Here is a 23,199-nt window from a genome sequence, read left to right as displayed (position 1 = left end):
ACCTTTGCCTGAAAATAGTCAGCTAACGATGTTCTGGACTGGACATTCTATCCGGCCCGAGCGGCGTTGCGCGCTCGCATCTGTTCCAGAATATGCCTGCCCGAACCCTCGACATGGCGGCAAACGAGTTCGGCCGCCTTGTCGGCCTCTCCCGCTTTGACAAGCGCGATGAGTTCGCGGTGCTCGCGCATGATCGCGGCACGTCGCGCCAGCGTGAAATTGAAACGACGGCTCACGGCTCGCAGCACTTCCCGATGCTTCCACCAAAGCTCGGCGGCGTGGCGGTTGTAGTGCCGTTGGTACATCACGGTGTGGAAAGCGGTATCCAGCTCACTATGCCTGAATGTGTCGGCGAAGTTGTTCTCTTCGATCAGGCCCTGGAGACGTTCGAGTTCGGCGATGTCCTCGCTGGTAGCCATGTTCACAAACCATCGTGTCAGGGCTGGCTCGATCAGAACACCGATCTCGTAGATATCCCGGACAAAATCCTGATCTATGGGTCGGACGCGCGCCCCGCGGTTGGCGACAAAGGTGACAAACCCTTCGCCGCGCAACAGTTGCAGGGCTTCGCGCACAGGATTGGTCGAAGTGCCGTGACGCCGGGCGAGATCGGTGACGACAAGCCGTTCGTTGGGGGCGAGCCGTCCCTCGATGATGTCTTCCCGGATCAATTCATAAAGCGAGGCGTCCTCGCTGGAGGCCCCGATGGGATCGGTCCCCACCGGTGGCATCGCTTTGAAATCGCTTGTTTCGGCCAAGGCCGGCTCTCCATTTTAATACATACCTTGCCCGATATCACACACGGCTTTCGCAAACAATGTACGATTCTGCGCGTTGACAGGCAATCCATGATCTGAAAACGTACCAAGCGATCGAGCGGATACACTGATCTGAAAGAAGCATCCTCGCGATCGAAACGAGCAAGGACCGCTTTAGGGCGGCATGGGAGAACCAGGGAGGATACCTATGACGAGAATTGCCCTCGGCAGTGCCGTCCTGCGCGGCACTGTCGCCACTGCTTTGATCGCATCCCTGACGTCTACATCGGCGCTGGGTGCACCGCCGGTCGACCTGAGCAAGTGGTCGCCGGAATATGTGCGCTCGATTGCGGGCACACAGGATTTTGACACGGCGGCCGATTGCGCCAAGGTCACCCCGCTCGATTACAAGGGGCGACTGACTTTCTGGTATCAGGGCGTGTTCGAGGGCGACCCCGACCTCCTGCGCCAGTACTACAAGGATTTCTTCGAGACCTTCCGCAAAACCTATCCGAACATCCAGCTCGAGGAACAAGCCCTCACCTATAACGATCTTCTCGACAAGTTCCGGACCGCGCTCCTGGGCAATGCCGCGCCGATGGCGGTTCGCCTGCAAATCCTGGGTGGCACCGAGTTCGCCTCAAAGGGCTATCTGCAGCCGCTCAAGCCAGAGGATGTGGGGTATTCGACCGAGGATTTCTGGCCCGGCGCCATGAAGGCCGTGACCTGGGAGGGCGTGACCTACGGCATTCCGACCAACAACGAGACGATGGCGTTCATCTGGAACGCCGACATCTTCAAGCGTGCCGGCCTCGATCCGAACAAGCCGCCCGCAACGTGGGACGACGTGGTCAAGTATTCCAAGCAGATCCATGATAAGCTCGGCATTGCCGGATATGGCCTCGTGGCTCGCAAGAATGCCGGCAATACGCCGTACCGCTTCATGCCACAGCTATGGGCCTATGGCGGCGGCGTCTTCGACGAAGCGACGCCGAATCCAACCTATGAGCAGGTCCAGCTCGATAGCCCGCAGAGCAAGGCAGCGCTGCAAGCCTCCTATGACATGTATGTTCGCGACAAGTCGGTTCCGGTTTCGGCACTCACCAACCAACAGGCCGATAATCAGCCCCTGTTCCTCGCCGGCCAGCTCGGCATGATGATCTCGCACCCGTCCGACTACAACGTGATGCTCGACCTGCAGAAAAAGGCGACGGGCACCGACAAGGACAAGGCGCAGACCGTCATCGACAACATGCGCTACGGTCTGATCCCGACTGGTCCCGACGGCAAGCGCGCCGTCGTGTTCGGCGGCTCGAACATTCACATCCTGAAGCCCGAATATGTCGAGGGCGGCAAAGTAGACGAGCCGGCTGCAAAGGCCATCATCTGCATGTGGACGAGCCCTGAATGGTCGCTGAAGATGGCCTACGCCGGCTCGAATCCGGGCAACCTCAACGGCTTCAAGACCAAGTGGATGAAGGAACGTCTGGACAACATCAAGTTCCTCGATGTCACGACCTCGATGCTGCCATACGGCATCCCGTTCCCAGCGCTGCCGCAGGCCCCCGAGATCATGAACATCATCATCCCGGACATGCTGCAGAATGCCCTGACCGGAGCGATGACCGTCGACCAGGCAGCGGACGACGCAGCCAAGAGGGTGAGAGAGCTGATGGGCGGACTCTAGCCCAAGCCTGACCGGCTGGGCCGATGGTCCAGCCGGTTCGTTCCGAAGAATAAGGGCACCCCACCGTGACGATCGTAACCGGCAAGGCCGAGGCTCGCCGAAGAGTGCAACCCGGCAGGTCCGGCGCGCTGCGCAAGATCTGGCAGCATCGCGCGGACTACGCGTACGTGCTCCCAGCGATCGCCGTGATGCTCATCGTCATCGCCTATCCGATCTACTACACGGTCGAGCTGTCGTTCTTTAAGACACCGCCTGGCCTGCAGCTCCGCGACAAGACCTTCATCGGCCTCGACAACTACACGACCATCCTCACCAGTCAGGTGTTCTGGAAAGTCACCTGGAACACACTGATCTGGACTCTGGGGTCGACTTTTATCTCTTTTGTCCTGGGGTTTGCCACAGCGCTGGCGCTCCACCGCGACTTCATCGGCCGTGGTGTCTTGCGCGCTGTCCTGATCATCCCTTGGGTCATCAGCGCCGTCGCCGCCTCCTACATCTGGAAGTGGATCTACCATTCGGACTTCGGAATCATCGGCGCGGTGCTGGTTGGCCTCGGATTGGCCGACCAGCCGCCGAATTTCATCGACAATGTCAGCACGGTGCTGCCCTCCCTGATCGTCGTCAATATCTGGCGCGAGTTTCCGTTCGCCATGATCATGATGATGGCCGGCCTGCAGACAGTCCCCGATCAGTTGCTGCGCGCCGCAAAAGTCGACGGCGCCAATGCATGGCAGCGCTTTTGGCACGTCACCTTCCCGCACTTGCGCAACGTCTCGGTGGTGACGATGCTGCTGCTCGCGGTGGCCAACTTCAATTCCTTCATCATCCCCTGGATCATGACCGGCGGCGGGCCGTCGAATGCATCGCATATCTGGATAACCCATATTTATGAGCTCGCCTTCGGACGGCAGCGCTGGGGCGTGGCATCGGCCTATTCGGTGCTCCTGTTCCTCACACTGATGACGCTGGGCTACTTCTACGTCCGTGCGTTAAGCGGCAACGAGCGGAAAGAGGGGAGCGCATGAGCACGATTGCCGAGACAGCCCCTCGAGCCCAGGCCCGTCGCCGCATGCGCGTCGACGGATGGCGGTGGGCCGGGCGCATATTCCTCGTGTTCATGCTGCTTTATACGGCGTTGCCGATGATCTGGATGCTGATCACCTCGATCAAGTCCGGATTCGCGGCGACACAATTCCCGCCGCAATGGTGGCCGGACGAACCTACCCTCGCCAGCTACCAGAAACTGCTCGATCCGCAGAACAGCGTCGGCCAGGACTTCCTCCGCTTCTTCTGGAACAGCCTTTTCGTGTCGACCGTCACGACAATTCTTTCGGTGATCGTGGCTGTCCCTGCGGCCTACGCGTTTTCGCGCTTCAGTTTCCCCGGCCGGAATTTCCTGTTCTTTGCCGTGCTGCTGCGCAATATGTTCCCGGCGGTGATCTTTCTCGTACCGCTGTTCATCCTGATGCGCGCCATCGGTCTGATAAACACGCACGGCTCGCTGATCCTCACCTATCTCACCTTCGGCCTGCCATTGGCGATCTGGCTGCTCAAGGGCTTTTACGACAACATCCCCGCGCAGCTTGAGCAGGCGGCGCGCATTGATGGCGCCACACGGTTCCAGGCCTTCATCATGATCGTGATGCCGCTCTCGACGCCGGGGATTATCGCCACCGCAATCTATTCCTTCATCGGCGCGTGGAACGAGTACATCTACGCCTACACCTTCCTCTCCAAGAACGAGCAGTTGACGCTGCCGGTCGGCATCCAACGCTTCTTCTCGGAAAATACGACGGACTTTCCGGGCCTGATGGCGGCGAGCTTTATGATGAGCGTGCCCGTCGTGGTGCTGTTCCTGGTCCTGCAACGATACTTTGTACGCGCCCTTACAGAAGGCGCGGTCAAGCACTAGGGAGTTGCCGATGGCCCACGTGGTCCTCCAAGATCTCGTCAAGAGCTATGGCAGCTTCAAAGCTGTCAACCACGTCTCACTGACGGTCAATGATGGTGAGTTCGTTGCGCTCGTCGGCCCTTCAGGCTGCGGCAAGACAACCACGCTCAATCTCGTCGCCGGGCTGACCCCGATCACATCGGGCGACATCATCATCGGCGAGCGGGTGGTCAACGACCTCGACCCCAAGGACCGGGACATCGCAATGGTGTTCCAGAACTACGCGCTCTACCCGCAGAAATCGGTCTACAAGAACCTGGCGTTCCCGCTTCAAATGCGCAAACTCCCCAAGGACGAGATCGACAAGAAGGTCAAGGAAGCGGCGCGAGTGCTCGACATGACGCATCTGCTCGAGCGCAAGCCGCGCGAACTTTCGGGCGGACAGCAGCAGCGTGTGGCCCTTGGCCGTGCCCTCGTTCGCGACCCCGCCGTGTTCCTCATGGACGAGCCACTGTCTAACCTCGATGCCAAACTGCGCGTGCAGATGCGGTCGGAGATCAAGCGTTTCCACCAGGACCTCAAGGCGACGATCATCTATGTGACGCACGACCAGCTCGAAGCGGTGACCATGGCTGACAAGATGGCAGTGATGAATGGCGGCTACCTGCAGCAATACGATTCACCGGCGCAAGTCTTTGCCCATCCGGTGAACATGTTCGTGGCCAGCTTCATCGGCAGCCCGGCGATGAGCCTCATTCCGCTAGAGGCCTCGATGGCAAACGGCAACACGGTGCTGACCGGCGCCGAGGGCTGGCGCCTTGAGCTCTCAGCGCGCAATGCCCAGAAGGTGGCGAAAGCGACGACCCGGAAAGTCGTGCTCGGCGCGCGTCACTCGACGATCAAGCTCCACAAGAGTGCTGTGCCAGGCAGCGTCCCTGCCAAGGCCTATACGGTGGAGCCGACCGGCGACGTCACCTTCGTTCAGGCGTTCCTGTCCGGCGCCATCGTCAACGTCAGCGTGCCGCCGAACATTGCCGTCGCGCCCGACGAGCAGATCTGGCTCGAGTTCGACCAGGAGCGGATGCATCTGTTCGACGGCGAAACTGAAATGGCCCTCAAGGCCAACTGAGATAGGGCGAATGCGCGTGAAACGTGGGCGTGTATGACTGAGAAGCTTAAGATCACCGCGATCAAGCCCTATCCGGTGTGGGTAGGAACGCGCAACCAGATGCTCGTCAAGATCGAGACCGACCAGGGCATCTTCGGCTGGGGCGAGAGCGGGTTGAGCGGTCGCGAGAGGGCCGTGGCCGGCGCGGTCGAGCACTATCGCGAGTTTCTCATCGGCCGCGACCCGATGCAGATCGGGCGGATCTGGCAGGAGGTTTACCGCAGCCAGTACTTCGAAGGCGGGCGAGTCCTTCAGGCGGCGATTTCCGCCATCGACATCGCCCTTCACGACATCAAGGGCAAGGCTTTGGGAATGCCGGTGTACGAGCTGCTGGGCGGCAAGCAGCGCGATCGCATCCCCACCTTCGCCTCGACCGGCGACAAGGCCGAAGGCGATGTTGCCATCGAACGGGCGCGCGAGCTTCGCGCACAGGGGTGGCAGGCAATCCGCTTCTTCCCTTTCGGGCAAAACAGCAAGGACATCTTCGAGCCGCGCGAGTCGATCGGCGCTACCGCGAGTATGCTGAACAAGGCGCGCGAGGCGCTGGGCGGCGACGTGGTCCTCGGCCTCGACTATCATCATCGGCTATCGGTGGCAGAGGCGGCGAGCTTCTGCAACAAGCTCGGCCGCGGCGTGCTTGATTTCCTCGAGGAGCCGATACGGGCCGAGACGCCGGAGGCTTATGAATCACTGCGCACGATGACCGACATCCCCTTTGCCATCGGCGAGGAATTTGCCAGCAAGTGGCAGTTCCTGCCCTACATCGAGCGCGGCATCCATCAGTTCAACCGGATCGATGTCTGCAATGTCGGCGGGCTCACCGAGGCGATGAAAATCGCTGGCTGGAGCGAGGCGCATTATGTGGACCTGATGCCGCACAATCCGCTTGGTCCAGTGTGCACGGCCGCGACCGTGCATCTCGCTGCAGCAGTACCCAACTTCGCGTGGCTCGAGACCAGGGCGCCCGAAACAAAGCTGGGCTTCGACAATTCCGACTTCTTCCCCGTGCAACCACGGCTCGACGGGACCGATTACCCGGTCGGCGATCTGCCGGGGCTCGGCGTCGAGGTCAACGAAGTTGCAGTCCAGGCGCAAAGTCTGCGTTTCTGGGAAGCGCCTCACCTTAGGCGCCGCGACGGTTCTGTTACGAACTGGTAGTTCCATTCAATCGGAGTCCACAATGACGCATACTTCCGACATCATGCGGCCGCCTAAAGACCTGATCGACGCACTCAGGGAGATCGGCGCCGCGACGGTGGCCGGCACGCTTGGCCACATGGGCTTCCGCAATCCGCACATGGTCGGTCCGGTGGCGCAAAACCACGGGAAGTCGATCGTCGGGCCGGCGCTGACGCTGCAGTTTCTGCCGCAGCGACCGGACCTCTTCACCGAGGGAGAATATGCCGATCCGGAGACGCAACTGCACCGGCACGTGCTCTATCACGCGCAGGAGGGCGATGTCGTCGTGGTCGACGCGCGCGGCGACATGAGCTCGGGCGTCTTCGGCGATATGATGTCGACGTATTTCAAGGGTAGGGGCGGGGCGGGTATCGTCATCGACGGATGCATGCGCGACCGGCCCAATGTCGAAAAGCTCGATTTGCCCCTATGGCTGCGCGGCTGGACGCCAAACTATCATGTGCAGACCAGCATCTATCCCAATGCCGTCAACGTCCCGATTGCCTGCGGCGGTGTCACGGTGATCCCCGGCGACATCATCGTCGCCGACGACGACGGCGTGGTGGTGCTTCCCGTCGTGATGGCCCCGAAGGTGATCGAAGAATCACGGAAGCATCACGATTGGGAGGAGTTTTCGCGAGCGAAGCTCATGGAGGGCGGCCCATTGCAACGCTACTATCCGCTGCATGACGATGCCCGCGGGGAGTACGAGGAGTGGCGCAAAGCAAACCGCCCCGAGAACCCGAGTTAGCTCATAGACTACCTCGTGGCGGGCGGCAGAGCTTCTGGCGGCTTCGCCACGGTTGCTCCCGCAGAGGATGGAAGACGCCTTCCCAAAAAAACAGTGCAGGCCGTGAATTGCGCCATGCATCGCCAACTCCCAAGCTGGCTCGGTCGCTCACTTGGTAGCGAGGCGTGCATTTTCTGGCGCAGTACCCAACTCCGAGCGTATCAGGCGCCTTGGTCTCATCCATTCGCTGCGCGCTTTTTCGGACAGTACCAATCCATGGCCAGGTCGATCGGGCGCATAGGCGTAGCCGTCCCGGATTTCGATGGGCTGCTCCACTAGATGATCGAAGTTCTGAAACGAATATTCCAGCCATTCGACTTCCGGAAGCGCGACCGCCATGTGCACGCCGATCTCCAGAAAGGTGTTGCCGATGCTGACCGGGATGCCGAGCTCGGCGGCCAGCCAACCGATGCGCATAACATCGGTGACTTGACCGTGGACATTCAGGATGTCGGCTGCGTGGGCTTCCAGAAGAAGCCGTTTGCCTTGAAGATCCAGATACTCGCCGCTGTTGATCTGAGTCCATGTTATTGCCTGCCTGAGTATTCTCAATCCTTCGTGGTCGTGACGCAGGATTGGATCCTCGACCCAGAGAAGATCGTGACCGGCATCGCGGATCGCCACCAATTTCATTAGCGCTTCCTTCGAAGACCATGCCTCGTTCGGGTCGATCATGATTTCCGAGCCTGCCGGCACGCAGGATTTCAACAGCTCCAGGCGCCGCAGATCGCGACCGAAATCCGGGTGGCCGACCTTGATCTTGAAAGCGGAATAGCCAAGCGATGCCGCGTGGGAAAACAAGGAAACGAAAGCATCATCGTCGAGGTGAAAATCAAGGCCACTGGCGTAGGCTTTCACACGGTTGCGACGACTGCCGAGCAGCACGTGAAGGGGCAGGCCAGCTTCCTTTGCCGCAAGGTCCCAAAGCGCCACCTGAACCGCTTCATGAAAAGGCAGGGAGTAAGGCCGCTGATTGCCGCCGCGCGGGCGGTTCACGCGATGAACCAGGGCGATCGCCTTGTGTCCTTTCAGGGCCGGCCAAACCTCGTTTTCGAAAACGGTCTCAATCTCGATCTGGTCGGGCAGGGGATTGAAGAGCGTCTGGATGAAGCCCAGTCCCACCTCACCACTTTTCGAAACGAGTTCCAGCGCGGCGACGTTTACATCGTCGGCTCGAACCTGACTGTCCCCGATTACCCGGTCGCGGGCGAACTGAAAACGGGTTATACGAAAATGCGAAAGGCTCATCACAGGGGCTTTCTGATCGTTTAGTTCCAGAAACTGATCTATCAGGCATGTCTCAGTACCTAATCAACGGAGGTGCCGCAAGTGGCGGGCAAAGCAAAAGCCATCTCTCATACCTTGGTGGCGGCCACCCGTATGAGCGATGTTGCCTACGAACGAATTCTGGAACGCTTGTTCGACAGGCGCGTTCCGGTCGGGGCATTCGTTTCGCAGAGCGAACTGTCCGCGATCGTTGACGTGCCCGTCGCTCCGCTTCGTGACGCTCTGCGCAAGCTCGAGGCGGAAGGAATTCTCACCATCCATCCTCGCTCCGGAATCCAGTTCATAAAACCTGGAATGGAGCTCACGCGCGCCACCTACCAATTCCGCGCCATCATCGAGCGCTCGGCAATTCGCGTCTTTGCCGAGCAGGGCGATGAAGCCATCATGAATGCCTTGGAAATGCGGCACTCCCGGCTGGTCCGGCGCATCGAACGGGAGGGTGTGGGAAAGGAGCAACTGGAGGAGATGGATGCGCTTGAGGGAGAGCTACATGGCGCAATCATCGGCGCGCTGCGCAATCCCTTGATCGACAGCACCTATCGGCGCATGCACAATTATCTGCGCCTGTTGCGGCTGGAGAGCAAACTCACCTCGCCGATCATGATCCGGACGCTCAAGGAGCACCTCGACATCCTTGAGGCTTGCAGCACCAGGAATGCCGAGGCTGCCGAAGCAAAGCTGCAGTCCCATTTCCAGGCGGCCATGCAGCGGAACCTTGGTCTGGTCTGACACCCGTCGTTTGCCATTTGCCTCTCCCGCGCGGTTGCACGGCTTGGGAAATGATGTTACCCAACACTCCAACTGATCGATCAGTCTGCTTATCTGATATCTTGGAGGAGGTCGCATGCAGTTGAACAAGAGGCAGTTTCTCGTGGGTTCGGCGGCTCTCGCGATGGCAGGGCACATTGGTGGTGCCCGTGCCGCGAGTGCCATCAGTTACTGGCACCACTTCACCAGTCAGTCGGAAATGGCCAGCTTGCTCAAGATCATCGAGTTGTTTCAGGCGGCGAATGCAGATGTGGCGGTAACCCAGGAGAACATCCCGAACTCGGAATATATGGCCAAGGTTTCATCGGCCGTGCTGGCCGGCGGGCGCCCCGATACCGCCATGGTGATCGCCGAGCGCTTCGCCGATCTTACCGCGATGGAGGGATTGATCGACCTTACCGAGCGCGTGAATGGGTGGGCGGGCAAGGCGAACTTTCCCGACAACCGCTGGACCGGGCTTTCCAGCAATGGCGCAATCTATGCGGTTCCCGCCTTCGCCTTCGTTGACTGGATGTACTACCGCGCAGACTATTTCGAGGAAGCTGGGCTGGCGGGGCCACCGCGAAATTTCGACGAATTCCTGCAGGCATCCCGCAAGCTGACCAATCCTTCGAAGGGCAGGTATGCCTTCGGCATGCGCGCCGGCGCCGGCGGTTTCAAATATGTCATCGATGTCATGGAGGCGTTCGGCTCGCCGATCGTCAAGGACGGGCAGCCGGCCATCGACAAGGCCGCCGCGATCGAGGCGATAACGTTCTATTCCGATCTCTTCCTGAAGGAAAAGGTCGTGCCGCCGAGCGCGCCCCACGACAGCTACCGTCAGATCATGGAGGCCTTCCGCACCGGGCAGACTGCGATGGTGTGGCATCATACCGGTTCGCTGAACGAAATCTCGAGTGCGATGAAGCAGGGCGAACAATTCTCGACCGCGCCTATGCCGGCCGGTCCGAAGGCGCATGTCGCTCGCGTCGCGTACGCCGGCAACGGCGTCATGAAGGAAGACAATATCGAGGCTGCCTGGCGGTGGGTGAGTTTCTGGGGCCAAACAGACGCTGCCTTGGCCCTGCTCGAGGGGACCGGCTATTTTCCGGCTTCCGCCGCTGCGCTGCAGGATCAGCGGATCACCGGCAATCCGATCTATAGTGCGGCGACGGAAACGCTCAAGTTCGGACGCCTGCCGAACAATTTCGTCGGCGCCGCGGGCTGGTCCGAAAATGTCGTCAATCCCGCTTTCCAGTCGGTGCTGACAGGTCAGTCGACGCCGGAACAGGCGGTGGACCGCATGATTCAGGGCCTGGAGGCGGCGCTCCGCTGATCCCCGCACCTGCAGCCGTGTTCTGAGCGCAACGGGACGGTGCTTTCGCATCGCAGATTCATGACAACAGCCTCGAGCAGATATATGCCCTTGCGGGCTCTCGGCGAACTGTCCGAGACCCGATACTGGATGTATCTGCTGCTCCTTCCCAGCCTCGCCCTTATCCTTCTCGTGATCGCCTATCCAACGCTTTACGGCATGGCCATCAGCTTTCGCGAGATGCGTCTGACGCGTCCCGGGTTGGATGGCTGGGTGGGCTTCAAACATTATGTGGCGATGTGGTCAGACCCGGTCTTCTGGATCGCATTGAAGAACACAGTCGTGTGGGTTGCTGCCGCGGTCGCGCTGGAACTGTCGCTTGGTCTTCTCGCCGCGACAGCTCTCAACAGGGATTTGCCAGGCACGAAAATCTTCGCCGTGCTCATCCTGCTTCCCTATTTCCTGCCCAACGTCGTGGCGGGCCATATGTGGGCCTTGCTGCTCGATCCGCGGCTCGGAGTGATCAACGATCTTCTTGTCCGGATAGGCGTCCTGCAGTCCTACAAGGCATGGTTTGCTGATCCCAACACTGCCCTTGCGGCGACCATTCTCGTCGAGGCCTGGCATGGGTTTCCATTCTTCGCGCTGCTGCTGCTCGCGGGCCTGAAGGGTATTCCCGAGGATCTCTATAAGGCAGCGGCGGTCGACGGCGCGGGCCTGGCGGCGCAGCTCAGGTTGATCACTTTGCCCATGCTCAAGACCGTCATCGCGGCGGCAGTGATCCTGCGTGTCATCGGTCTGGTCAATTCGCCCGATCTGCTCCTCATTCTCACTGGCGGCGGACCGGGAGATGCCACGCAGGTGCTGTCGTTGTATGCCTTTCAGACCGCCTACAAGGAATTCAATTTCGGCTACGCATCCGCCCTGTCGGTGGTGATGTTCGTGACCCTGATGATCTTCGCGGCCGGCTACATCCGCATCTCCAGGATTACCAAAGGACAGGGCGATGATTGAAAGTAAGCGTCAGCGGCGGATGATCGCGAACATCGCCACCTACATCGTGCTCGCAAGCCTGACGGTGTTCTGCATCGGTCCGATGATCTGGATGTTCCTGACATCCCTCAAATATGAGGCCGACATTGTCACCCAGACGATGCAGTACCTCCCGAGCCGCGTTACCTTCGACAATTATGTCGCCATCTGGACGCAGTCAGGTTTCCCGCGGCTTATAGGCAACAGCCTCGTCGTTACCTTCCTGACGGTGACGGTCTGCGTCGTCACGGGCACGCTTGCCGCCTATGCATTCTCTCGCTTCGCGTTTCGAGGCCGGGATCAGCTCATGCTCGGCTATCTTGTCGTTCGCATGTTCCCGGCAGTCATGATGATCATTCCCCTTTACGTCGTTATGCGCGGTGTGGGGCTCGTGGACAGCCGTTTCGGCCTGGCGCTTGCCTATACGAGCTTCCTGCTGCCGCTGTTCGTATGGATGCTCAAGGGGTTCTTCGATTCCGCACCTAAGGAACTCGAGAGCGCAGCACGCATCGACGGCTCGACAAGGCTTGGCGCCATGGTCCGTATCGTCATGCCCCTTGCGCGGAATGGCCTGGTCGCAAGTTCGGTGTTCATTGCCATCGCGGCCTGGAACGAGTTCCTGTTCGCCCTGATGCTCACGACCGGGCAGGGGTCCCGCACCTGGCCCGTGGGCTTGCAACTAATGGTCGGAGAGTTCCAGCTTCCCTGGGGCGTTCTGGCGGCAGGCGGCATTCTCAGCATCATCCCGGTCATCGTGCTCTTCGCGATCGTCCAGCGAACCATGGTCCAGGGGCTGACCGCAGGCGCCATCAAAGGTTAGGAGTAGTCGCATGGCGACACTTTCCATCAGGGACGTGCGCAAGTCTTATGGCTCCGTACAGGTTCTCCACGGAGTCGACATCGAGCTCGAGGACGGAGGCTTTCTGGTTCTGCTCGGGCCGTCCGGATGCGGCAAGTCGACCTTGCTCAACATCATTGCCGGCCTCGACGACACCTCCGGCGGTGACATCCTGATCGGGGGACGCTCGGTCCTCGACCTTGCACCCAAGGACCGCAATATCGCGATGGTGTTCCAATCCTACGCGCTTTATCCCACCATGTCGGTCGCGAGGAATATCGGCTTCGGATTGGAAATGCGTGGCGTGGGTGCCGACCAGCGCAAGCGCGCCGTGGAAGGTGCCGCGCGAATGTTGCAAATCTCGCATCTGCTCGACCGACGCCCCGCCAACCTTTCGGGCGGACAGCGACAACGCGTTGCGATGGGCCGCGCGATCGTGCGTGACCCGGAGCTGTTCCTTTTCGACGAGCCGTTGTCCAATCTCGATGCCAAGCTTCGCGTGGAAATGCGCACGGAGATCAAGCGCCTGCACGAGCGTCTCGGCACGAGCATCGTCTATGTCACGCATGATCAGATCGAGGCGATGACGCTGGGCACCAAGGTGGCCGTCATGAAAGGCGGCTACATCCAGCAATTGGGCGACCCGCGCACCATCTATGAACGGCCTGCCAATATGTTCGTGGCAAGTTTCATCGGATCTCCGGCAATGAACTTTCTTGCCGGACGACTGGTCCCGGATTCGGAGGGTGTCCGGTTTCAAGCGAGCGGAGTATCGATCGTGTTGCCGACGCGGAACAGGCAGGTGGACTCTGAGCGACCGGTGGTGCTGGGCATACGGCCCTGAAGAGCTGAGGACCGTTCCGCACAATCGAGCTTCGATCATGGGGGAGATCGATGTGGTAGAGCCCACCGGGCCTGAAACCATGGTGACGGTGCAGGTCGGCGAGCACGCGATCATCGCGCGCCTGCCGCCGAGGTTTGCCGGCCGGCGCAAAGAGCCAATAGGTCTTACCGTGGATCCAGCGAGCGTCAACCTTTTCGATCCGGATAGCGGACAGCGCACCGACATTTAGGGCGTGGATATCAAGCGGCTGGACGCAGTGGCGCAGGGTTCCGCGATCTCGCCCCGAAACTCATCTGGAGCGAGTGCGGACCGCTTGCCGTCAACCTGCGCTGACCGGCATCTCGGCAGGGTGGTCAGCAGGCCGTGGCGATCAGTTTTGCCAGGCAATCGGCAGCCTCAGTCCCCGGCACGCCAAGATCTCTGACACTGTCCATGTGGTTGCGGTTCGAGAGCACATGCGACGTTACCAACGATCCCTGCCGCAGCAAGCTTGCTTTGAATCGATCGGCTTGCTGATGGAAGGGTGGCGTCTCGTTGGCTCCGACCAGAACCGCCGTCTTGGTTTGAGGATCATGCCGACAAGCGAGAGGTGTGAACATGGCGACTTCCTCGTCGGTTATTTCAATCTCGTTGGCAAGAAAGGAATCCTGGAGCGGCTTCAAATCATAGAGTCCGCTCAACAGAAGGGCTGCCCTCACATTCGAGGGGGTATGCTCTCCCTCGAACAGAAACGTTGCAAGATGTGCTCCTGCCGAATGACCACTGACAGTCAGGGCCATCGGGTTTCCACCATGATCGGCGATGTTGGCCAGGACCCACTGCTTGGCGCGGCGCACCTGGTCGACGATCGTCGCCATTCTGGCCTTGGGCATCAGAGCGTAATCAAGGATGACGGCAATAGCCCCGGCCTGGGTAATCGTCGTCGCCATGTATGAATAATCGCGCTTGGAGAACATTCTCCAGTAGCCGCCGTGGACAAAGATGTGCACTGGCAGGGCCGTTCTTTTGCACGCGGGAAAGAACAGGTCCATGGTTTCGGTCGGATCCGGTCCGTAGGCCACGTCAGCGGTCATCGCAATGGTGGCGCGGGCGGCCTCGCTGCGATCAATGAAGTCCTGCACGATTTCGTCAAAATCCGCGACGTGGTCGCGTATACGAAAGGGATCGCCTTGCATTTCGTCTGCTCACATGCTGATGGCGAGGTATTTCGCCTCCATGAATTCCGCAATGCCGTGATGCTGCCCTCCCTCGCGGCCAAGCCCGCTCTGCTTGACGCCGCCGAAGGGGGCTGCCGGATCGGACATCAGCCCGCGGTTGAGAGCAATCATCCCGGCCTCGATCCGGGAGGCCACCCGCATCCCGCGCGCCAGATCGCGCGTGTAGATGTAGGCAGCAAGCCCATATTCAGTGTCATTGGCGCGCGCGATGACCTCGGCCTCGGTTTCGAAGCTGGAGATTGGCGCCACCGGCCCGAATATCTCCTCATGCGCCATCTTTGCCTCGCCTGGCACGTCGCGAAGCACTGTCGGAGGGTAGAAGAAGCCACGTCCGGCCAGGACTGAGCCGCCGCACATGACCCGCGCGCCGCGTGCGACCGCGTCGGTGACAAGGCGGTCTATCTTCTCGACCGCCTGTTTCGTAATCATTGGCCCGCATTCCGTGTCCGGATCAGTGCCGGGGCCGACCTTGAGCGACGACATCCGCATCTCGAGGCCATCCGAGAAGGCTTCGTAGATGCCGGATTGCACGTAGAGGCGGTTCGCGGCCGTGCAGGCCTCGCCGGCGTTGCGCATCTTGGCCACCATTGCGCCATCGAGCGCCGCTTCGAGATCGGCGTCGTCGAACACGATAAAAGGGGCATTGCCTCCGAGCTCCATGGAACACGAAACCACATGCCTGGCAGCTTCTGCCAGCAGAGCGCGACCCACACCCGTCGAACCGGTGAAGGAGAGTTTGCGCACCCGCGGATCGGCCAGCATGGCGGCTGTCAAAGACCCGGGACTGGAGGTTGTCAGGACGTTGACCACCCCCGGTGGAACGCCTGCGTCCTGGTAGAGCGCGGCCAGCGCGTAGGCGGTAAGCGGGGTCTCACTGGCCGGCTTCAGGATCACCGTACATCCAGCGGCAAGTGCCGGCGCGATCTTGCGCGTCGCCATTGCGGCAGGAAAATTCCAGGGCGTGATCAGGATGCAGATGCCGATCGGTTCGTAGTCGACCACGATGCGGTTGGTGCCGGAGGGCGCAGTACCGAATTCACCGGTAATGCGAACCGCCTCCTCGGCATTCCAACGGAAAAACTCCGCGGCGTAAGCAATCTCGCCTCGGGCATCCCGCAGGGCCTTGCCATTTTCCAATGCGATGAGAGTAGCCAGCGCTTCCGATCGTTCCGTCATCAGTTCAAAGCAGCGTCGGAGGATCTCGGAGCGCTTTCGCGGCGACGTTGTCCGCCAGCCATGGGCTGCCTTGGCAGCGGCGTCAACGGCGGCGGCCGCGTCCTCCAAGGTCGCATCGGGTACGGCAGCGATTATGGCTTCCGTCGAGGGATCGATAACCGGAATTACCTTGCCATCCGCGGACTGCCGCCATTGGCCGTCAATATGGAGCCCGTGCGAAATTGTGTGGAAGTCGCTGACGCCCTGATCATCCGACAGAACCTGTGAAAACGTGTTCATCTCGATATTCCCGATTGTTTACACCGCGCAGCTGGCGAGGTCGCCATCAAAGGCGGCCTGGACCAGGCGTCGCATGGACCTCAAATCGAATGGCCGCGGATTGTTCTTGATGAGGCGCTCGATACCGATCGCTTGTTCCGCCGTCCAATCGAGCTTGTCGGCGGGCAGCCCTAGCTCGGCCAACGAGGGGGTGATCCCGATGGCCCCAAACAGGCGACTGACCTCGCCAATGGTCGCGTCGGCCAACTCGTCCGGCGTCCGGCCTTTTCCATCGAGGCAGAGCGCGCCGGCGATCTCGGCCATCTCGGTCGCTGCGGCTGTTCTGTTGTACTTCATGACATACGGCAACATGGTGGCGACACCCAACCCGTGAGCGGTGTGGGTTATCGCGCCGACCGGATATTGTACGGCGTGCGCTGCCGCCGTGCCGGCCGTTCCGAACGCGCAACCGGCTGCAAGTGCGCCCATCATCACGTCGGCCCGGGCGTCCTCGTCAGAGGGCCGGCGGTATGCCGTTTCAAGGCTTCGGCCAAGCAGCTTGATCGCCAGCAGGGCGAAATGGTCGGTCAAGGCGGTTTTGCCGATAAAGACATGTTTCTGCGGAAGGCCGGGATCGGTTCCGCGCCTGGCGGCGGTGAAGGCCTCGATTGCATGTGTCAGCGCATCGGCGCCTGCGATCGCCGTCAATCCCGGCGGGCATGTCATCGTCAGTTCAGGGTCGCATATGGCTGCGGCCGCGATCAGATAAGGGCTGGAGATGCCGACCTTCAGTGTTCGATCCGGATCCGAGATCACGGCAACCGGGGTCACTTCAGAGCCGGTCCCGGCTGTCGTCGGCACCGCGATCAACGGCAGCGTTGGACCGGCCACCTTGAACTCGCCGTAGTAATCCTGGAGCTGACCGCCGTGGCTGATGAGCAACGCGGCGCATTTGGCCATGTCGAGACAACTGCCGCCGCCAATGCCGATCACCATGTCGGGCGCGAACTTCCGCGCCTCCTTAACGCAGACGGCAACCGTGTCTCGGGGAACGTCGGGTAGTACTCGGTCATGCACCAGCACATCTATCGCGGCGGCTCGCAGCGCCGCGACAATCTCTGCGAACGAACCCGTTGCGGCAAAACGTTCATCGGTGCAGACGAGCGCGCGACGCCCGAGCCTGGCCGCGACAACCGGAATGACGTGGCGTTGACCCTTCCCGAAGAGGATTTCGCGCGGCAGCCTTATGGCAGCGAAAAGGCTCATGACCTGCATCCTGCGATGATGTCTGGAAAGGCTGCGGGCGCGGCACGCTGCTCCCGCAGGGCCACCGCCAGCGCCATTGTCTCGTCTCGTAACGGTGGCAAATGATATCCTCTATCGTATAGGATATAGGATTGCATTGGCCCGAGCATCGTGTTAGCAACTCAATGTGTCAAGAGGCAAAACATGCAGGCCATTAACTTACTCAATGCAGACGATACGAACCTCGGCAGCGGGCGTATCCAGCGCTCCAGCAGCCTGGTTGAGGACGTCTACGAAGCGATCTTTGCGCAACTCATGTCGCTGAAGATTGCGCCGGGCTCGCGCATCACGGTCGACAGCCTGGTCAAGGAATTCAACGTCTCTCACACGCCGATCCGCGAGGCGCTCGGCCGGCTCGAGGGCGAAGGCCTGGTGCTGAAGACGCATCTGATCGGTTACCGCGCTGCGCCGCAGATCACGAAACGGCGGTTCGACGAACTCTACGAGCTTCGCCTGCTGCTGGAGCCTCATGGTGCAGCAAAGGCAGCGGTGCTCATGGATGAGGTAAAGCTCGCACAACTTCAGAAATCCGCCGGCGTCATGGCGCGCCATGAGGGCAAGGACGAGCGCCTGCGGTATTCCAACTTCGCCCGCCAGGATGCCATTTTCCATGACAAGGTCATGGAATTCGCCAACAACGAACTCGTGCGCGAGACACTGGCTCACCAGCATACCCACTTCCACATATTTCGCCTGATGTTCCATTCGCGCGTCACCGAGGAGGCGCTTGACGAGCATGAGGCCATTCTGGCCGCTTTCGCTGCGGCCGATCCTGCCGCTGCCGAGCAGGCGATGCGTCGCCATATCGAGCATTCCCGCGACCGTTTGTTGTTGGCGTTCGACTGAGACTGTCCCGATGTCCCCGTACCCGCCATCGACGATCATCACGCAGGCCAGTGCCAACGAAGACTACTTCCCGGATTCAGCCTTCTAGAAACTCAAGCTTACCGGGCGAGTACAGGTCTCGCCCGGCCCCGTTCTCACAGGAAAGGAAGTACCATGCCAGGCAAAAAGATCCTGATGCTGACCGGTGAATTCACCGAGGAATACGAAATCTTCGTCTACCAGCAGGCTATGGAAGCGGTGGGCCACACCGTTCACGTCGTGTGCCCAGACAAACGCGCCGGAGACCTGATCAAAACATCGCTGCACGATTTCGAGGGCGATCAGACCTACACCGAAAAGCTCGGCCACTATGCACTGATCAACAAGACCTTCTCCGACGCCGAGAAGCAGCTGGAGCAATACCACGCTGTTTACTGCGCTGGCGGTCGTGGGCCCGAATACATTCGCACGGACAAGCGCGTCCAGACGATGGTGCGCCACTTCCACGAAAGCAGGAAGCCGATTTTCACGATTTGCCACGGCGTGCAGATCCTGATCGCGGTAGATGGCGTCGTGCGTGGCAAGAAGGTCGGCGCACTGGCGGCATGCGAGCCGGAGGTGACGCTTGCGGGCGGCACCTATATCGACCTGTCTCCGACGGAGGCATATGTGGACGGGACGATGGTTTCGGCAAAAGGTTGGACGGCGCTTGCTGCGTTCATCCGCGAATGCCTGAAGGTGCTGGGAACCGAAATCCGCCACGCGTAGACCTTTGCTCCGACGCATCTCAAAGGGGGTGCGTCGGTTGCGAAAGTCTTTCGCTATGCATTGATGCTCGTTTCATCAAATCGGGTAAGCGAACGCATCAGTGTTTTCCTTGCTGAAGCCAGATGCGCTCGGCAGGCCACTTCAATCCGAGTGGAGTTGCGGCTCTCAAGCGCATCGATATAGGCGATGTGTTCGTGGATCGCGGCAAGGTTGCGCTGCTTTTCGTCCTGCTTGTTCCATTGATAGTGATAGTGAAAAATGAACGTGATGATGTCGTAGAAATCGTCGATGAAGCGGTTCGGAGATGCCTCGTTTATGAGCCGGTGAAAGCGGTTGTCCAGGCCGGAGAAGTCGTGAAAACGGCTTTCAATTCGCTCCAGCAGGTCGGCATGCGCCATCTTGAGCGCGGCGAGTTTCGACCATAGCGGGGAACGGTCCGGCTGCAGTGAAAACAGGTGTGCCGAACGCAGTTCGAACATCACCCGGATCTCGAAGAGCTCAAGTGCAAAGTCTTCGGTGAAACCCTTGAAAAGCCAGCCTGTATTCGGCCTTTTCTCGATCAGCCCAAACCGGCTGAAGCGGATCAGGAATTCGCGAATTCCGTTGGTCGCGACGCCGAATTGGCGCGCAAGCTCGAGCTCATTGATGCTGGTGCCGGGCCTGGTGTCACCCCGCAGCATCCACTCCATGAATTGCTGTTCGACATGCTTGGCGCGAGGCGTGGTTTCGGCGTCCGGATAGTAGTCGTTGTCGCTGACCGGGCGGCCCGTCGACCTGAGGCCGTGGCGTTCGGTGATAAGTTCGCGGTGAACCAGTTCCCGCAAAACCTTTCTGACGGTTGTGCGGCTGACGCACATTCGCCGTCTAAGCTCATTTTCGGAAGGAAGTTCACCGGCCAGTTGCCCGTCGCGCAACATATTCGCAGCTCGATTGAAGGCCTTCTTGTAGACGGTGTCGGTTCTCATCGGATTTTCCTTGGGAACAATACCTTGTCCTTTTTAGCATGAACTTTATCCATAAAAAACAACTTGACCCGGCCGGGCCGGTTGTTTTTTATCGATAAGAAGAGGACCTGAACACAAATTGAGTTTTTGACGACGCGGCTCGTACGGGCCGCGGCGGGGAGGGGAAATTTGCCTGAAACGGGAAACACCGGCACGACTGTCGGCGAGGCCGCGTTGCCAGCATCCAGGAAGTCAGAAGCCGTTCCCGGCCTTGCGCTCGGCCTGATGCTGCTGAGCGCTGGTCCGGTGGTCATCCTCGTGCTGCTGATCGCCGTCCTCAGCTTTCTGTCGCCCTATTTCCTGACAGGTCGCAATCTCGGCAACATCCTGGCCCAGACCGCCGTCATCTCGGTTGTCGCGATGGGTCAGCATCTGGTCATCCTGACACGCGGCATCGATCTCTCCGTCGGTTCGAACCTTGCACTGGCTTCCGTCGTCGGCGCGCTGAGCTTTCATGCCGGCGCCCCTGCCTTCGTTGTGATCGCGGTGATGGTTGGCTGCGGTGGCGCGGTCGGCGCCGTCAACGGGCTGTTCTACGTCTTCGGCCGACTGCCGCATCCCTTCATCATCACGCTGGCAACATTGAGCATCGCCAAGGGGCTGGCCCTGCAACTGGCCGATGGCCGCGCCATCCCTGGCATGCCGGATTCGATCGATGCGCTTGGCCGCGAGGCGGTTTGGGGCCTGCCTGGATCGGTTTTCGTGGTTGCAGGCGTTGCCGCGGTCCTTTTCATCATGGCCAAAACCATGGTCTGGGGGCGCTGGATTTATGCCGTCGGCGGCCGGCCCGACGCCGCGCTGCGCATGGGTATTCCCGTGTCCTGGGTGCTGGTTTCGGTCTATGTGATCTCAGGACTGTGCGCCGGCATCGGTTCCGTCATACTTGCCGGCCGTACCGACGCTGGTTCGCCGCTGTTCGGCAATCTGCTCGAACTGGACACGATTGCGGCTGTGATCATTGGCGGCGCCAGCTTTCTTGGCGGTCGCGGCCACCTCGGCCATGCCCTGATCGGCGCCATCATGATCGGCGTCATTCGCAACGCGCTCAACCTGCTCAACGTCAACGTCTTTTTCCAGCTCATCGTCATCGGCGTGGTCATCGTGATCGCGGTCGAGTCCGACGTGCTGCGCAATTACCTCGAAGGGCGTGTGCGTGTCCTGCAAGCCGGGAGGCAGTCATGAGCGCCGTTGCGGCCAAAGTCGATCACGCCGCCTCCGACCATCCCGTTTTGGCGGTACGCGGTGCTACCAAGCGTTTCGGTTCGGTGCTGGCCCTGGACGACGTCAGCATCGAGGTGCGGCGCGGCGAGATCGTTGGCCTGCTCGGCGACAATGGCGCGGGTAAGTCGACGCTGACCAAATGCATCAGCGGGGTGCACCAACTCGATGCCGGCGCGATCCTGTTGGACGGCGCGCCAACGCAGATACGCTCCCCTGCGGATGCGCGCTTCGCCGGCATCGAGACCGTCTACCAGGATCTGGCGCTGTTCGACAATCTGACACCGGGGCAGAACTTCTTCGCCGGCCGCGAGCTGGCTGGCCCGCAATGGCTTCCGCGCGGCCTGCGGTTTCTGCAGCAGCGCCGGATGGACGCCGAGACCCGCGCTCTGCTGGCAAATCTGAAGGTTACCTTGCCGCGGCTGGATGCCGTCGTCGCCATGATGTCTGGCGGTCAAAGGCAAGCGATCGCCGTGGCCCGCTCGACCGTGTTCGCCCGCAAGGTTGTCATTCTGGATGAGCCGACCGCCGCACTCGGCCTGCGTGAATCACGCCAGGTGCTCAATTTGGTCGCTGCGCTCCGCGACCAAGGCAATGCCGTCATCCTGATCACTCACAACATGGAACACGTCGTCGAGCTCGCCGATCGCGCGGTGGTGCTTCGCCAGGGCCGCAAAGTCGGCGAACTGGTGCCGACCAAGGGCAACAAACAGGAACTGGTTTCCATGATCGTTGGAGCCTGACCCGTTCGAAATTTGGGGACCTTTCAGGTCCGCAAATGCCTGAAGCGTCTCCCGCCGGGAGGCGTCTCAATCCAAGGGAGGAATACAAATGCCAATGAACCGAAAACTGTTCGCAGGGCTGGCGATCGCGATTGCGCTTTCCGTGCCGGCTTCGGCCGCAGACAAGATCAAGGTCGGCCTGATTACGAAATTCCCGGTGCCGTTCTACTCGACCATGGAGGACGCCGCCAAGAAATACGCGGCCGCTCATCCGGAGATCGAACTGGTCACCGGCCAGGGCCAGGCGGCTACCGACATTGAAGGCCAGATCGCTCTGATCGAATCCATGATCACGCAAGGCGTCAAGGGGCTGGCAATCACTCCAGTCGACCCGACGGTCGCGCCGGCGCTCGACAAGGCGGTGGCCGCCGGCATCAAGGTGGTTCTCGTCGACAACAGCATCCCTAACTGGAAAGGCCAGACGGCATTAGTCTCGACCAACAACCTCAACGGCGGCAAGATCGCCGGAGAGTATCTCAAGACGGTGCTCAAGAGCGGTGACAAGATCGGCATCTTGCAAGGCGTTCCCGGCGTGCCGGCTCTGGATGACCGGGTCACGGGCATGATGGAGGGACTGGGCGACGTCAAGGTCGATGTCGTCGGCAAAGGTGCAACCAACTGCACGCTGGAGCTTGGTACGTCAGTGACCGAAGACATCCTGACCGCCAATCCGGATCTCAAGGCAATCTACTCGGCCTGCGGCCCGCCGATCCCTGGCGCCGTCAAGTCGATCAGCAATGCCGGCATTGCCAACGACAACCTCATAGTGGTCGGCTTCGACGCGTGCTGCGGTGAGATCGAAGCGATCAAGTCGGGAGCAGAGGACGCCAGCGTAGCTCAATTTCCCGCGAAAATGGGTGAGCTTGGCATCGACACTGTCGTCAAGGCCATCCGTGGCGAATCCGTCGAGGCCAATGTGGATACCGGGGCCGGACTGGTGACGCTGCAGAACGTCAAGGACTTCGAGTGATCCACCAGCGGTGGGGCGGGGGGGGGCGCCCGCGCCCGGCCGGGGTGGGGGCGGCCCCCGAGGAGGGGGCGGGGCGGGGGGCCGGGGGGCCCCCCCACCAACATGGGTGTCCGGGGGGCCGGGGCGGGGGGGGTTGGGGG

The 23,199-nt window shown here is 60.6% G+C and carries 21 protein-coding genes and 1 pseudogene; 16 read left to right on the top strand and 6 right to left on the bottom strand.

Going from position 1 to position 23,199, the window contains the following annotated elements:
* Positions 1-47 precede the first annotated feature (47 nt).
* Complete coding sequence (locus NKJ72_RS28195) at positions 48-758, bottom strand: GntR family transcriptional regulator (protein WP_352480362.1); 711 nt, start codon at positions 756-758, stop codon at positions 48-50.
* Between the two features lie 208 nt (positions 759-966).
* Here NKJ72_RS28195 and NKJ72_RS28190 point away from each other — a divergent pair, with 208 nt between their 5' ends.
* From NKJ72_RS28190 to NKJ72_RS28165, 6 genes are all read left to right on the top strand, one after another.
* Entirely contained in the window at positions 967-2,445 is a 1,479-nt protein-coding gene (locus NKJ72_RS28190; protein ID WP_352480361.1) for an ABC transporter substrate-binding protein, read from the top strand.
* Positions 2,446-2,510: 65 nt separating this feature from the next.
* Complete coding sequence (locus NKJ72_RS28185) at positions 2,511-3,470, top strand: carbohydrate ABC transporter permease (protein ID WP_352480360.1); 960 nt, start codon at positions 2,511-2,513, stop codon at positions 3,468-3,470.
* Positions 3,467-4,357 carry a carbohydrate ABC transporter permease gene (locus NKJ72_RS28180; protein ID WP_352480359.1) on the top strand — a complete coding sequence of 297 codons (891 nt, stop codon included), beginning with the start codon at positions 3,467-3,469 and terminating at the stop codon, positions 4,355-4,357. Before NKJ72_RS28185 ends, NKJ72_RS28180 begins: the two co-directional genes overlap by 4 nt.
* Positions 4,358-4,367: 10 nt before the next feature.
* The gene (locus NKJ72_RS28175) at positions 4,368-5,465 is read left to right on the top strand and encodes an ABC transporter ATP-binding protein (protein WP_352480358.1); all 1,098 of its coding nucleotides are present in this window, start codon (positions 4,368-4,370) and stop codon (positions 5,463-5,465) included.
* Positions 5,466-5,498: 33 nt separating this feature from the next.
* Positions 5,499-6,662 (top strand): mandelate racemase/muconate lactonizing enzyme family protein, encoded by a 1,164-nt coding sequence (locus NKJ72_RS28170; RefSeq protein WP_352480357.1) that lies wholly within the window; start codon positions 5,499-5,501, stop codon positions 6,660-6,662.
* 22 nt (positions 6,663-6,684) lie between these two features.
* Positions 6,685-7,434 (top strand): ribonuclease activity regulator RraA, encoded by a 750-nt coding sequence (locus NKJ72_RS28165; protein WP_352480356.1) that lies wholly within the window; start codon positions 6,685-6,687, stop codon positions 7,432-7,434.
* Positions 7,435-7,581: 147 nt separating this feature from the next.
* Here NKJ72_RS28165 and NKJ72_RS28160 read toward each other — a convergent pair whose 3' ends face one another.
* Entirely contained in the window at positions 7,582-8,721 is a 1,140-nt protein-coding gene (locus NKJ72_RS28160; RefSeq protein WP_352480355.1) for a mandelate racemase/muconate lactonizing enzyme family protein, read from the bottom strand.
* Positions 8,722-8,853: 132 nt separating this feature from the next.
* Here NKJ72_RS28160 and NKJ72_RS28155 point away from each other — a divergent pair, with 132 nt between their 5' ends.
* From NKJ72_RS28155 to NKJ72_RS28135, 5 genes and pseudogenes are all read left to right on the top strand, one after another.
* Positions 8,854-9,489, top strand: a complete 636-nt coding sequence (locus NKJ72_RS28155) for a GntR family transcriptional regulator (protein ID WP_352480354.1) — start codon at positions 8,854-8,856, stop codon at positions 9,487-9,489.
* 115 nt (positions 9,490-9,604) lie between these two features.
* Positions 9,605-10,843, top strand: a complete 1,239-nt coding sequence (locus NKJ72_RS28150) for an ABC transporter substrate-binding protein (protein WP_352480353.1) — start codon at positions 9,605-9,607, stop codon at positions 10,841-10,843.
* An 84-nt stretch (positions 10,844-10,927) separates the two neighbouring features.
* Positions 10,928-11,836, top strand: coding sequence for a carbohydrate ABC transporter permease (locus tag NKJ72_RS28145; RefSeq protein ID WP_352480352.1), 909 nt, complete (start codon positions 10,928-10,930; stop codon positions 11,834-11,836).
* A complete protein-coding gene (locus NKJ72_RS28140; protein WP_254819851.1) occupies positions 11,829-12,674 on the top strand; it encodes a carbohydrate ABC transporter permease in 846 nt (281 codons plus the stop codon). Before NKJ72_RS28145 ends, NKJ72_RS28140 begins: the two co-directional genes overlap by 8 nt.
* Before the next feature lie 10 nt (positions 12,675-12,684).
* Positions 12,685-13,765 (top strand): annotated as a pseudogene (locus NKJ72_RS28135) (ABC transporter ATP-binding protein).
* 124 nt (positions 13,766-13,889) lie between these two features.
* Here the strand turns inward: NKJ72_RS28135 and NKJ72_RS28130 are convergent.
* From NKJ72_RS28130 to NKJ72_RS28120, 3 genes are read right to left on the bottom strand one after another with little or no spacing between them, the layout of a single operon-like run.
* Positions 13,890-14,711 carry an alpha/beta hydrolase gene (locus NKJ72_RS28130; RefSeq protein ID WP_352480351.1) on the bottom strand — a complete coding sequence of 274 codons (822 nt, stop codon included), beginning with the start codon at positions 14,709-14,711 and terminating at the stop codon, positions 13,890-13,892.
* Between the two features lie 9 nt (positions 14,712-14,720).
* Positions 14,721-16,208 carry an NAD-dependent succinate-semialdehyde dehydrogenase gene (locus NKJ72_RS28125; RefSeq protein WP_352480350.1) on the bottom strand — a complete coding sequence of 496 codons (1,488 nt, stop codon included), beginning with the start codon at positions 16,206-16,208 and terminating at the stop codon, positions 14,721-14,723.
* An 18-nt stretch (positions 16,209-16,226) separates the two neighbouring features.
* Positions 16,227-17,453 (bottom strand): iron-containing alcohol dehydrogenase, encoded by a 1,227-nt coding sequence (locus tag NKJ72_RS28120; RefSeq protein ID WP_352480349.1) that lies wholly within the window; start codon positions 17,451-17,453, stop codon positions 16,227-16,229.
* A gap of 183 nt (positions 17,454-17,636) precedes the next feature.
* Here NKJ72_RS28120 and NKJ72_RS28115 point away from each other — a divergent pair, with 183 nt between their 5' ends.
* Positions 17,637-18,338: a GntR family transcriptional regulator gene (locus tag NKJ72_RS28115; protein ID WP_352480348.1), complete on the top strand. Its 702-nt coding sequence runs from the start codon at positions 17,637-17,639 to the stop codon at positions 18,336-18,338.
* A 153-nt stretch (positions 18,339-18,491) separates the two neighbouring features.
* On the top strand, positions 18,492-19,085 hold the full coding sequence (locus NKJ72_RS28110) for a DJ-1/PfpI family protein (protein WP_352480347.1): 594 nt from the start codon (positions 18,492-18,494) through the stop codon (positions 19,083-19,085).
* Between the two features lie 53 nt (positions 19,086-19,138).
* Here NKJ72_RS28110 and NKJ72_RS28105 read toward each other — a convergent pair whose 3' ends face one another.
* Positions 19,139-20,050, bottom strand: coding sequence for a GntR family transcriptional regulator (locus tag NKJ72_RS28105; RefSeq protein WP_352480346.1), 912 nt, complete (start codon positions 20,048-20,050; stop codon positions 19,139-19,141).
* 168 nt (positions 20,051-20,218) lie between these two features.
* On the opposite strand from NKJ72_RS28105, the gene NKJ72_RS28100 reads away from it, so the two are divergent.
* The 3 genes from NKJ72_RS28100 (at position 20,219) to NKJ72_RS28090 (ending at position 23,059) form a co-directional block, all read left to right on the top strand.
* Positions 20,219-21,271 (top strand): ABC transporter permease, encoded by a 1,053-nt coding sequence (locus tag NKJ72_RS28100; protein WP_352480345.1) that lies wholly within the window; start codon positions 20,219-20,221, stop codon positions 21,269-21,271.
* Positions 21,268-22,050, top strand: a complete 783-nt coding sequence (locus NKJ72_RS28095) for an ATP-binding cassette domain-containing protein (RefSeq protein ID WP_352480344.1) — start codon at positions 21,268-21,270, stop codon at positions 22,048-22,050. The genes NKJ72_RS28100 and NKJ72_RS28095 overlap by 4 nt, the downstream gene beginning before the upstream one ends.
* Positions 22,051-22,144: 94 nt before the next feature.
* A complete protein-coding gene (locus NKJ72_RS28090) occupies positions 22,145-23,059 on the top strand; it encodes a sugar ABC transporter substrate-binding protein (protein WP_352480343.1) in 915 nt (304 codons plus the stop codon).
* Positions 23,060-23,199: the final 140 nt, after the last annotated feature.

Source organism: Mesorhizobium sp. M0045 (assembly GCF_040323385.1).
Classification (GTDB): Bacteria; Pseudomonadota; Alphaproteobacteria; order Rhizobiales; family Rhizobiaceae; genus Mesorhizobium.
The sequence above is the reverse complement of the archived record's forward strand: the minus strand, read 5'-3'. Positions and strand labels throughout refer to the sequence as shown.

Coding starts and splice junctions, on each gene's coding strand:
- NKJ72_RS28125 (WP_352480350.1), bottom strand. CDS start 16,208: ATGAACACGTTTTCACAGGTTCTGTCGGATGATCAGGGCGTCAGCGAC.
- NKJ72_RS28180 (WP_352480359.1), top strand. CDS start 3,467: ATGAGCACGATTGCCGAGACAGCCCCTCGAGCCCAGGCCCGTCGCCGC.
- NKJ72_RS28140 (WP_254819851.1), top strand. CDS start 11,829: ATGATTGAAAGTAAGCGTCAGCGGCGGATGATCGCGAACATCGCCACC.
- NKJ72_RS28145 (WP_352480352.1), top strand. CDS start 10,928: ATGCCCTTGCGGGCTCTCGGCGAACTGTCCGAGACCCGATACTGGATG.
- NKJ72_RS28165 (WP_352480356.1), top strand. CDS start 6,685: ATGACGCATACTTCCGACATCATGCGGCCGCCTAAAGACCTGATCGAC.
- NKJ72_RS28170 (WP_352480357.1), top strand. CDS start 5,499: ATGACTGAGAAGCTTAAGATCACCGCGATCAAGCCCTATCCGGTGTGG.
- NKJ72_RS28115 (WP_352480348.1), top strand. CDS start 17,637: ATGCAGGCCATTAACTTACTCAATGCAGACGATACGAACCTCGGCAGC.
- NKJ72_RS28120 (WP_352480349.1), bottom strand. CDS start 17,453: ATGAGCCTTTTCGCTGCCATAAGGCTGCCGCGCGAAATCCTCTTCGGG.
- NKJ72_RS28090 (WP_352480343.1), top strand. CDS start 22,145: ATGAACCGAAAACTGTTCGCAGGGCTGGCGATCGCGATTGCGCTTTCC.
- NKJ72_RS28130 (WP_352480351.1), bottom strand. CDS start 14,711: ATGCAAGGCGATCCCTTTCGTATACGCGACCACGTCGCGGATTTTGAC.
- NKJ72_RS28110 (WP_352480347.1), top strand. CDS start 18,492: ATGCCAGGCAAAAAGATCCTGATGCTGACCGGTGAATTCACCGAGGAA.
- NKJ72_RS28095 (WP_352480344.1), top strand. CDS start 21,268: ATGAGCGCCGTTGCGGCCAAAGTCGATCACGCCGCCTCCGACCATCCC.
- NKJ72_RS28155 (WP_352480354.1), top strand. CDS start 8,854: ATGAGCGATGTTGCCTACGAACGAATTCTGGAACGCTTGTTCGACAGG.
- NKJ72_RS28190 (WP_352480361.1), top strand. CDS start 967: ATGACGAGAATTGCCCTCGGCAGTGCCGTCCTGCGCGGCACTGTCGCC.
- NKJ72_RS28160 (WP_352480355.1), bottom strand. CDS start 8,721: ATGAGCCTTTCGCATTTTCGTATAACCCGTTTTCAGTTCGCCCGCGAC.
- NKJ72_RS28105 (WP_352480346.1), bottom strand. CDS start 20,050: ATGAGAACCGACACCGTCTACAAGAAGGCCTTCAATCGAGCTGCGAAT.
- NKJ72_RS28175 (WP_352480358.1), top strand. CDS start 4,368: ATGGCCCACGTGGTCCTCCAAGATCTCGTCAAGAGCTATGGCAGCTTC.
- NKJ72_RS28150 (WP_352480353.1), top strand. CDS start 9,605: ATGCAGTTGAACAAGAGGCAGTTTCTCGTGGGTTCGGCGGCTCTCGCG.